The 11,559-nt window shown below is 50.2% G+C and carries 7 protein-coding genes; all 7 read left to right on the forward strand.

What is annotated here, in order from left to right:
• Positions 1-14 precede the first annotated feature (14 nt).
• The 7 genes from FHS90_RS18490 to FHS90_RS18520 all read left to right on the forward strand — a co-directional run bounded on the left by FHS90_RS18490 (position 15) and on the right by FHS90_RS18520 (position 11,037).
• Positions 15-4,424 (forward strand): CusA/CzcA family heavy metal efflux RND transporter, encoded by a 4,410-nt coding sequence (locus FHS90_RS18490; protein ID WP_066833908.1) that lies wholly within the window; start codon positions 15-17, stop codon positions 4,422-4,424.
• Positions 4,425-4,472: 48 nt separating this feature from the next.
• Positions 4,473-5,651, forward strand: coding sequence for an efflux RND transporter periplasmic adaptor subunit (locus FHS90_RS18495; RefSeq protein ID WP_161947724.1), 1,179 nt, complete (start codon positions 4,473-4,475; stop codon positions 5,649-5,651).
• A gap of 74 nt (positions 5,652-5,725) precedes the next feature.
• On the forward strand, positions 5,726-5,941 hold the full coding sequence (locus FHS90_RS22510; RefSeq protein WP_066833901.1) for a helix-turn-helix domain-containing protein: 216 nt from the start codon (positions 5,726-5,728) through the stop codon (positions 5,939-5,941).
• A gap of 507 nt (positions 5,942-6,448) precedes the next feature.
• Positions 6,449-8,473, forward strand: coding sequence for a heavy metal translocating P-type ATPase (locus FHS90_RS18505; RefSeq protein ID WP_066833894.1), 2,025 nt, complete (start codon positions 6,449-6,451; stop codon positions 8,471-8,473).
• 53 nt (positions 8,474-8,526) lie between these two features.
• Positions 8,527-8,859 (forward strand): hypothetical protein, encoded by a 333-nt coding sequence (locus FHS90_RS18510; RefSeq protein WP_066833891.1) that lies wholly within the window; start codon positions 8,527-8,529, stop codon positions 8,857-8,859.
• Between the two features lie 198 nt (positions 8,860-9,057).
• Entirely contained in the window at positions 9,058-10,452 is a 1,395-nt protein-coding gene (gene lpdA, locus FHS90_RS18515) for a dihydrolipoyl dehydrogenase (RefSeq protein WP_066834030.1), read from the forward strand.
• 312 nt (positions 10,453-10,764) lie between these two features.
• Entirely contained in the window at positions 10,765-11,037 is a 273-nt protein-coding gene (locus FHS90_RS18520; RefSeq protein ID WP_074987958.1) for a hypothetical protein, read from the forward strand.
• Positions 11,038-11,559 lie beyond the last annotated feature (522 nt).

Raw genomic sequence — 11,559 nt, forward strand, 5'->3', positions numbered from 1 at the left:
TAAAGACTTTCATTATGCTTGACCGCATTATCCATTTTTCAATTTACAACAAGCTCATCATCGGCATTTTTACCCTTGCGCTTGTTATCTGGGGTAGCTATTCTGTTACGCAGCTGCCCATCGATGCCGTGCCTGACATCACCAACAACCAGGTACAGGTCATCACCACCAGCCCATCGCTGGCCGCACAGGAAGTAGAGCGACTTATCAGCTTTCCGGTGGAGCAGACCATGTCCACCATCGCTGACATAGAGGAAGTGCGCTCTATCTCCCGCTTCGGGCTATCAGTGGTAACCGTGGTGTTTGATGACAATGTGGATATCTATTGGGCGCGCCAACAGGTGAGCGAACGTCTGGTGGAGGCCAAAAACATCATACCAACAGAAATAGGCAGTCCCGAAATGTCGCCTATTTCCACGGGCCTGGGAGAGATTTACCAGTATGTTGTGCATCCCAAACCTGGCTATGAAAAGCAGTATGACGCGATGGAGCTGCGCACCATACAGGACTGGATTATCAGGCGGCAGCTGCTGGGTACTCCCGGCGTGGCGGAGGTAAACAGCTTCGGCGGCTTTCTGAAACAATATGAAGTGGCTATAGAGCCCGCCCGGCTCCGCAGCTATAACCTAAGTATAAGCGATGTACTGGACGCACTGGAGCGCAACAACCAGAATACGGGCGGTGCTTATATCGACAAGAAACCCAACGCCTACTTCATCCGCAGCGAAGGACTTATCGGCAGCCTGGAGGAAATAGGCAAGGTAGTGGTCAGCAACACCACCAACGGTACGCCTGTACTTATCAACGACATCGCCAGTGTGCAGTTCGGCAGCGCTAACCGTTACGGCGCGCTTACCACCTCTTCCGGAGAGGCAGTAGGCGGCATTGTGATGCTTCTCAAAGGCGAGAACACCAATCAGGTAGTGGAGCGGGTAAAAGAGCGGCTAGACCAGATTAGAAAATCATTGCCTGAAGGCGTGGAAGTGGAAGCCTTTCTGGACCGAAGCGAGCTGATAGGCCGCGCCATCGGCACTGTGGAAAAGAACCTGATAGAAGGTGCCCTTATTGTTATTTTCGTGCTGGTGCTCTTCCTGGGCAATTGGCGGGCAGGGCTGGTAGTGGCCTCTGTTATTCCGCTGGCTATGCTCTTTGCCATCATCCTGATGAACCTGTTTGGCGTAACGGGCAACCTGATGAGCCTCGGGGCTATTGACTTTGGCCTTATAGTGGATGGAGCCGTAATCATAGTAGAAGCCACCATGCACCACCTGGGGCTGCGTGGCAAAGGGCGGCTCACGCAAAAGCAAATGGATGCGGAAGTTTATGACTCTGCCCGGAAGATCCGTTCAGCAGCTGCCTTCGGGGAAATTATCATATTGATTGTGTACCTGCCGATTCTTGTGTTAGTGGGTATCGAAGGCAAAATGTTCCGTCCGATGGCGCTTACGGTGTCCTTTGCCATTCTGGGTGCTTTCATTCTCTCGCTCACGTATGTGCCGATGATGTCGGCGCTGCTGCTGAGTAAAAACATTACCCACAAACGTACTATCTCCGACCGTATGATGGATTTCTTTCAACGAATTTATACTCCCATCATACACGGTGCCCTACGGTTCAAGGCATCGGTGCTGGCAGTAGCAGTGGGTTTATTTGCGTTGAGTCTGTTTATGTTTTCGAGAATGGGCAGCGAGTTTATACCTACGCTTGAGGAAGGTGATTTTGCCCTGGAAACCAGGCTGCTGACCGGAAGCTCCCTTTCAGAAACAGTAGAGAAAGTAACCTTGGCTTCCCGGATGCTAAAAGAGCAGTTTCCGGAGGTAAAGGAGGTGATAAGCAAAGTCGGGGCAGCAGAAATCCCGACAGACCCGATGCCGATGGAGTCTGCCGACGTAACCATAACCCTGAAAGACAAGGACGAATGGACCAGTGCTGAAACACGCGAAGAGTTGGCAAATAAAATGACAGAGGCGCTGGAGGCTATTCCCGGCGTTACGTTCGGGGTGTCGCAGCCCATCCAGCTGCGCTCCAACGAACTGATTTCAGGGGTGCGTCAGGATGTAGGTATTAAAATATTTGGCGAAGATTTGCAGCAGCTGACCAGGTTGTCGCAGGAGGTAGGCGGAATTGTTTCGACTGTGGATGGAGCGGAGGATTTATACTTAGAACAAGTTTCAGGCTTGCCTCAGATTGTCGTTTCCATCAAACGCGACCAGGTAGCCAGGTTCGGAATGGATGTGGAGACAATCAACCAGGCCATCAACGCCGCCTTTGCCGGGCAAAGCGCCGGGCTGGTGTACGAGGGCGACAGGCGATTTGACCTCGTGGTGCGGCTTGCCCAGGAGAACCGCCAAAGCATTGAAGCAGTACGGCAGCTTTTCGTAACCACTCCCACAGGCGAGCAGGTACCTTTGCAACAGGTAGCCGATATAGCGTTTCAGCAGGGCCCAAATCAGATTCAGCGCGAGGATGCCAAGCGCCGCATCATCGTAGGCTTTAACGTACGTGGCCGTGATATTGCCAGCGTGGTAGAAGAAGTGCAGCAGAAAATCGACCAGCAGGTACAGCTCCCGACCGGGTATTTTGTAACCTATGGTGGGCAGTTCGAGAACCTGCAGGAGGCAAACAAGCGCTTATCGGTGGCTGTTCCGGCCGCACTGGCGCTGATCTTTTTGCTGCTGTTTTTCACCTTCGGATCTGTCCGGCACTCGCTCCTTATCTTTACAGCTATTCCGCTCTCGGCAATAGGCGGCGTACTGGCGCTCTGGATCCGGGGCATGCCTTTCAGTATTTCCGCCGGGGTGGGCTTTATCGCCTTGTTTGGCGTAGCGGTACTGAATGGGATTGTGCTGATTGCTGAGTTTAACAGGCAGCGAAAAGAGAACAGTAGCCTGAGCCTAAGAGAAGTTATACTTAACGGCACCTCCTTGCGACTGCGCCCGGTACTGATGACGGCCACAGTGGCCTCGCTGGGCTTTTTGCCGATGGCACTTTCTAATACAGCCGGAGCCGAGGTACAAAAACCGCTCGCAACGGTTGTAATTGGTGGCCTGATTACCTCTACGATGCTCACGTTGGTGGTGCTTCCTGTGCTTTACATTTTAATAGAGGGCTATTTGCTAAAAAGAATGCAGAAGGGTAATTCATCCGGACGCGGGCTTTCCGCTTCGGCTGTTGCCCTCATCGCTACCACATCGGCAGTAGGTCTTTCATTCCTGCCTACCTCCAAAGCACTTGCACAAGGGCAGGCCACACAAGTTTACACGGTACAAAGCGCCGTTGATCGGGCGTTAAGCCAGAACCCGGGGTTAGAGGCTGCCAGAATCAATATACAACGAAATGAAAAGCTTAGGGGTGCTGCCTGGGACATAGGCAAGACAGACGTGGACGTTACCTACGGGCAGTCGAACACCCTTGAGAAAGACAATAACATTTCCATTTCCCAATCGCTGGCTTTTCCAACGGTATATGCCAGACAGGCTAAGCTTTTAAAAGAGCAGGTACAGGAAAGTAAGTTTTCATTTGGCCTGCGGGCCAGGGAGCTTGTCCGGGATGTGCGGCTCGGTTACTACGGCCTGGTGTATGTGCGTTCTAAAATAGACCTGCTAAGTTATCAGGACAGCCTGTACGCACAGTTTCTGAGAGCCGCCGAAGTGCGTCTGAGAACAGGGGAAACCAACCTACTGGAACAGGTAACAGCCCAGGCGCAGCAATCAGAAGTACAGAACAACATTCGCCAGTCGCTTGCCGACCAGGCCGTGCTCCAAAAACAGCTACAGGTGCTGCTGGTCACTGACAGTTCCGTAACCACAGCCGACACGGCATTGGCACGCCTGCCTTTACCTGTTGTGTCTTCGGATGCCCTGGAACAGAACCCACAGCTGGCGCTAGCTCGCCAGCAGGTAGCGTTACGGCAAGCTGAGACCGGGGTGGAACGCGCCAGGCTCTTGCCCGACATCCGCCTAGGCTACTTCAACCAATCCATTATTGGCACGCAAAATGTCAACGGCGTGGAAAGAACCTTCTCGGCAGGAGACCGCTTCACGGGGGTGTCTGTAGGAGTGGGAATCCCTATTTGGGCAAAGCCGCAAACCAGCCGGATACAGGCAGCCAGGCTGCATGAGCAGCTCGCCCAGAAAAACCTGCAAAGCAGCCAAAATCAGCTGGAAGGTAATCTGGTAGCTGCCCGACAGCAGGTCCTGAAATTACAGGGCAGTCTGAACTACTATGAGCAGACCGCCCTGCCACAGGCGGAACTCATTATCAACCATGCCTCCCGAGCCTATCAAGTGGGGGAAATCACTTACCAAGACTACCTCCTAAGCCTGAACAGGGCCTTGGCTATCAAGACCAATTACCTGGATACGCTTTACGAGTATGATAAAGCTGTTATCGAGCTAAATTTCCTGATAGAAAATCAACAATAAAACTTAAAGCTGAATTTATCCATTATGAAAAGGATTTTGAATATAAACATGTTTTTTCTCGCAGGAATTATGCTTTTCTCCTCGTGCAAGGAGGAATCTGCTCCGGCACAGGGAGCAGAACAGGAAGCAGGCCACGGCGAAGAGGAAAACCCGAATATGGCAGAGCTGACCGAGCAGCAGTACCGTGTGGCAGGCATTACGCTCGGCAAGCCCGAAATGCGCAACCTGAGCAATACGCTCACTGTGACAGGCGAGCTGGACGTACCGCCGCAGAACATGGCCTCTGTAAGTGCCCCACTGGGTGGTTTTGTCAAAAACACGGAACTGCTCGAAGGTATGCGCGTAAAAAAAGGACAGTTGATTGTAAGGATTGAAAACGCTGATTTTGTAACACTGCAGCAGGATTACCTGGAAGCCAGAAGCCGCCTAGATTTCCTGGAGCTGGAGTATGAGCGGCAAAAGGAACTGTCCGAGGAACAGGTTACCGCAGCCAAGACTTTCCAGCAGGTAACTGCCGAGTTCAGGTCTGTCAGGTCGCAGGTGGAGGGCTTGGCTGAAAGGCTGCGGATCATCGGAGTTAACCCCGCTTCCTTGCGGGAAGGGAAAATCAGCCGCATCCTGCCCATCTTTGCTCCCATAGACGGGTATGTCACCTACATTAATGCCAATGTCGGCCAGTATGTGAACCCGACGGATGTGCTGTTCAGGATAGCAGATACGGACCACCTGCACGTGGAGCTGACGGTGTTTGAGAAAGACGTGGCGGCCCTGAAAAAGGGGCAGCAGGTGCGTTTCGCTTTGCCGGGTGAGAGCGGGGCGGAGCATGAGGCCACTATTTACCTTATCGGCAGGGAGATCAGCGAGGAGCGCACCGTGCAGGTACACGCGCACTTAAAGGAGGAAGACAAAGAATTGGTACCCGGTATGTATGTGCAGGCACAGGTATCGCTGGGCGGGCAGCAGGTGCTGGCGCTGCCGGAAGCCGCCGTGGTGCAAGATGCCGGAAATGACTTTATCTTCCTTTACATGGGCGAAGAGAAAGAAGGCGATGCAGTGATGAAGCGGTTCCGGATGGTACCGGTGGAGAGCGGCGCGGCCGAAGGCGGCTTTGTGCAGGTGGCGCTCCCTGCCGGCGTCGATACCGCTAACACAAACTTTGTGACTAAAGGTGCTTATTCGCTGCTATCCAGAATGCGAAACTCTGAGGAAGAAGGTGGTCATCATTAAACGTTAAGCCATGCTGCAAAACTTAGACTGTATCCTGCAAGAGAAAGGAATCGGCCGCCGTTAGCCTGAGCGAAATGGAAGTAGATTTTGAGCAAGCGGACTGTGTCACTTTGTATCGCACGCTTAAAACCTTCGAGGAAAAAGGGCTGATGCAACAGGTTATCGACGGAGCGGAACCAACCAAGTACGCCTTGTGTCAGGAGGACTGCACTTGCGCGATGGAGGACCTGTATGTGCATTTAACTGCAACGCCTGCAAAGAAACCTACTGCCTTCCAAAGGCAAACTTGACTAGTGTACAGCTTCCCAACAGATTTCGCCTTTATGAGGTGAACATGTTGGTAAAAGGTGTTTGTGACCGGTGCGCCACTTGAATGCGTAGCAGCCTGCGCACAGGTAGAAACAATAGCGCTTAGTTGGAAATGGGGGTATTCCAATTTAATAGGCATGAGCGTTGCCAGGCATGTATAGGCAAAAAGCAACCCAGGAAGACTTGTTTCCCCTAATGCTTTTCATAGGCAGTATTGAGGCGCAACACCAGGAGATGTCCTGGCTGGATAAAGCTGTCCTGATGTTGAAAAGGAGCTTCTCGTTCCAAGAATCAGAGCAGTGCCTAATCTGGGTAGTAGTTGGACTGCTGATAGTAGCGTTCATCCTAAGAGTTGTGGTCGGCAATAAAAACTTCAGAAAATGATTATGCCATACGCCAAAAAGAGCAGCCCCAATAGAATAAGCTGCATGAGCACCCCACTTAAAATAGATTTATAAGAGTTAATGCTGACTATTAATCCATGAATCATGAATAAGAAACAGAATAAAAGCAAGAATATAGAAGAGGACTTCAAGCCCTTGGAGATCACTTCTCCCAGAACAGCAGAGGCCCCAGGACCGAATGTAGGCGATAGTTGCTGCTCCATAGATGGTAAAACCAAACGGCCAGGAGCCGAGGAGCACGGGGAGGCAGCGGAAGAGGCAAAGTCCTCTTACATACCCACGGCCATCAGCCTTTTCCTGTTGCTGGCTGGCATCCTGCTCGACTACTTGGACACCCCCTGGTTCACGGGCTATGTGCGGCTAATTGTGTTTGGCATTGCCTATGTGCTGGTGGGCTGGCGCGTGGTGTGGCACGCTGTTAAGAGTTTGAGAAGTAGCTTCTTCAATGAATTCTTTCTGATGAGCATTGCCACGCTGGGAGCCTTCTACATCGGCGAGTACGCCGAGGGCGTGGCCGTGATGCTCTTCTACGTGATTGGGGAGCATTTTCAGGAGGCCGCTGTGCTGCGGTCACGGCGCTCCATCAAGGCGCTGATTGATAACAGGCCCGACGAAGTGGGACTGGTAACGGATAAAGGCGTAATCACCGTGAAAGCAAAAGAAGTGCGGGTTGGCGATGTGGTGCAGGTGAAGGCAGGTGAAAAGGTGGCGCTGGATGGTGAACTGCTTTCTGACAGGTCCTCCTTCAACACAGCAGCGCTCACAGGCGAGTCGAAACCTGATACCAAAAAGCAGGGTGAAACTGTGTTGGCAGGAATGATCAACCTGGACCGTGTGGTTCAACTGAAGGTGACCTCTGCCTACGAAAACAGTGCCTTATCTAAAATCCTAAAGCTGGTGGAAGAGGCCGGCAGCCGCAAGGCCAAGACGCAGCAGCTCATTACCAGGTTAGCCAAAGTATACACGCCCATTGTGTTCTTCCTGGCCGTGGGGCTCACCTTCATTCCCTACTTTGTTGTAGATGCCTATGACTTCAATGTATGGCTCTACCGGGCGTTGGTCTTCCTGGTGATCTCCTGCCCGTGCGCGCTGGTGATTTCTATTCCGCTCGGCTACTTCGGTGGTATCGGGGCAGCCTCACAGAATGGCCTGCTCTTTAAGGGAGCTAACTTCCTGGACCTGATGACGCAGGTGGATACAGTGGTGATGGACAAGACCGGCACCCTGACCGAAGGTGTCTTCAAAGTGCAGCGGGTAGAGGTATTACTGGAGGATAAAGCATGGTTTATGTCCGCTGTTGCCGCCATAGAGAATGTGTCCACGCACCCTGTTGCGAAGGCCATTGTGGCAGAGGCAGGCATCGCCTATCAACGGCACTCGGTAAGCAAGGTGGAGGAGATACCTGGCCATGGGCTGAAAGGCACCGTGGACGGCAGAGAGCTGCTGGTGGGTAACGGCAGGCTGCTGGAGAAGTTCAACGTGCTGTATGACCCGAGCCTGAAGGAGATCGTGGAGACGATCGTACTGGTTGCAGTTGATGGCGCTTATGCTGGTTACATCACCATTGCCGACAAGACGAAGGAGGATGCGCCGCTGGCTGTGAGGCGAATGCGGGAGCTGGGCGTCAAAAAGCTGGTGATGCTCTCCGGGGATAAGGACTCCATTGTTCAGAAGGTGGCGGCCGAGTTGCAACTGGACGAGGCATACGGAGGATTGCTTCCGCAGGATAAGGTAAGCAAGGTGGAGGCGTTGAAAGCGGAAGGCAGGATGGTGGCCTTTGTGGGCGACGGCATCAACGACGCGCCTGTCATCACACTGGCTGACGTAGGCATGGCCATGGGTGGGCTTGGCTCGGACGCAGCCATCGAAACGGCGGATGTGGTGATCCAAACAGACCATCCCTCTAAAATAGCCACAGCAATCAATATCGGGAAAAAGACCAAGCAGATCGTGTGGCAGAACATCGCCTTGGCCTTCGGGGTGAAGGCCCTGGTGCTGGCGTTCGGGGCTTTTGGCGTAGCCTCTATGTGGGAAGCCGTGTTTGCCGATGTGGGGGTAGCCTTTCTGGCGATTTTAAACGCCGTAAGAATTCAACGGATGAAGTTTTAAAGGTTATCTTAACTAGAAGCCTGGCTTTTTACCGGTTAAATTGAAAAATTTGTATGGACTCAGTTACGCTTAACAATCTTAATTCTTCCTTCAAAGTGGATGATAAACATGGTCATACTACCTTGCACATCTCATCGTTGGTTTTTGGTTCCCATCAGGAAGGCCAGGCTTTGCCACTGCTACGCCTCCATGTAATTGACCAAGATGAATTAGGCTTATATAGTTCCTTGATTCCGGCTTTAAGATTAGGTGACAACCCGGTAGTACATGTAGATAAACAGTTCGCAATTTTTAACTATTTAAAAGTAGAAGTTATTTCATTAGAGCCAGGGATGGAGTTTGAGGTGGAGGTTTACTTCTCTCTTATGCAGAATGCTGTGGAGTAAGGAGTCTCAGAAATATTTTGAAAGTTTGGATTAAGTTTCGATACCTATAATGCGTTAAGCTTATGACAGAGGAACACAAAGGCATCTTCCTTCTGAACCTTACTGTCACAGCCTCAAGACCAGGCGACTCTTTTGAAGCCTGGTGTGCAACAAAGAACCCTCACATAAATATTAAATTAACTTCAAATGGATAAAAATATGAAGTATGATGTGGTAATAATCGGGTCAGGCCCTGGCGGGTATGTGGCAGCAATCCGTTGTGGACAGCTAGGAATGAAAACCGCCCTTGTTGAAAAATACGATACCCTTGGAGGAACCTGCCTAAATGTGGGATGTATTCCTTCAAAGGCATTACTAGACAGTTCTGAAAGGTACCATGATGCCCAAACGAAGTTTAAAGACCATGGAATTTCTATGGAGAATCTTCAATTAGATTTTACCCAGATGGTTACGCATAAGGCCGGGGTAGTGAAGAACACGGTGGATGGGGTAAATTACCTGATGAAGAAAAACAAGGTAGAGGTCATGCAAGGTGTGGCAAGTTTGCTTAGTGCAACCGCTATCAGCGTAAGCGGCAAGGATGGCGACACAAGCGTTGTTGAAACGAAGAATATTATACTCGCCACAGGTTCAAAGCCTTTCTCCTTACCAGGTATCACCCTTGATAAAGACAGAATTATCTCCTCCACCGAGGCACTGGCACTTGTGGAAGTACCAAAACATCTGATTATAATAGGAGGTGGTGTCATCGGAATGGAGCTTGGGTCTGTTTATGCAAGGTTAGGGTCTAAAATAACCGTTATTGAGTACCTCGATTCCATTATAGGAAGCATGGACAGCACGATGAGCAAAGAGCTGCATAGGTCCCTAAGAAAGCTTGGGTTCGAGTTTCACCTGGGCCATAAAGTGACACTTGCCGAAAATAAAGGAGATACAGTAGTGGTGAGTGCCGAAGATAAAGGCGGGAAGACTGTGGCCGTGGAAGGTGATTATTGCTTGATGGCTGTGGGAAGAAAGCCCTATACAGAAGGTTTAGGGTTGGAGACTGCAGGCATTACTACTGAAAAAGGGAGAATAGTAGTAGATGAGAATTTGCGTACCAATGTTTCCAATATCTATGCCATCGGAGATGTGGTTAGGGGCCCAATGCTGGCTCATAAAGCGTCAGAGGAAGGGGTGTTCGTTGCGGAGCTCTTAGCCGGGCAAAAGCCGCATATCAATTACCTGACGATTCCCGGCATTGTGTATACATGGCCTGAAGTAGCCAGCGTAGGACATACGGAAGAGCAACTGAAGCAAAACGGTCGTGCTTACAAGGTCGGTACATTCCCATTCAAAGCCAACGCCCGGGCTAGGATGAACAATGACACAGATGGTCTGATTAAAGTATTGGCAGACCCGGGAACCGATGAGATTCTCGGCATCCATATGATTGGGCCGAGAGCATCTGATATGATAGGTGAGGCGACCGTGGCCATGGAATACAGAGCCTCAGCAGAGGATATCGCTAGGATGTCACACGGGCATCCTACCTTTTATGAGTCTTTGAAAGAAGCATGTTTGGCGGCTGGAACCGGAGCAATTCATATGTAGGGCGGGTAGTAATTGGTGCCAGGTGTATGTTTGGCTTAAAAGGAAAGGATTATTCTGGTTACTCCCGTAAGCTACGTTAGCCACAAATAAGAGGCCCCTATCTAAGTTAAACATATTCTGTTTTTACTGAAAGAACAGCCGGTTATTTAGTCCTTTGGAATAAATAAAAAGTTTAATATTGGCTTCTTTCCCTACTAGTTTTTTTTTCAGCTTTTGGGCGGGCAACCACTGTAATAACAAATAAATAGAACAAATCAAGCGAATTAGAGGTAAAACAAAGTAGAAAAAATAATTAACCTAAATTTTATTACTATGCAAAATGAACATCCGGAAGAACACAAGAAAAGTGCAGAAAACCATAGAAAAGCTGCGGAATATTTTGAACAAGCCGCAGCCAACCATCGTGCCGCAGCCGAGCATTTAGCCAAAGGAGACCATGAAAAGTCGGCTCATCACGGGTATACGGCCTATGGCCTAAGCTCCCACGGTAGGCACCACGCGGAGGACGCTGCCTTGCACCATTCGCATGAACACAAAAGCAACGAACCTCTGCACGCCCATGAGCAGGGCCAGCAAAATGGCTAATCTTACTGTGTGAATTGCCAGTTTTGTAATACCTTAAAGTAAGTATCAAAAAAGCCCACTTAATAAAGGTGGGCTTTTCTGATCTAGCCATTCAGGGCCTTTTTTTGAAATTATACCAAATTACCCTAAAAGTCTTTTTCCGAATTGCAAAGAGAAGGAGGCTCATGCGATATGAATTTTCCCGTGCCATTGTTGGTGTTATCACCAATAATCCTTTATCAACTCGCTTCTCAAAACTGCCATCAAACTGAACTGATTGGAAGTTGTTGGTGATAACACCAACAACGGCTCGAAAAAACGAGAAAGGACTTTTCAGGGTAATTTGGTATTAGACCCTAAGAGGCGCACCTAAATGTAGCGTAGCAAGTCTGCTTTTAGCATTGTTTTAACAATTAACCAGGTGTACCGTACAAATAACTTAGTATAATAGGGGTTATATAGAATAAGGAACTATAAGTTTGGTCGAGGCTTTCTCCTTGTATGCTACTACGGTATTCCTCGATTTCAAAAGACGAAAAAACA

This window comes from Rufibacter ruber (assembly GCF_014138425.1).
Classification (GTDB): domain Bacteria; phylum Bacteroidota; class Bacteroidia; order Cytophagales; family Hymenobacteraceae; genus Nibribacter; species Nibribacter ruber_C.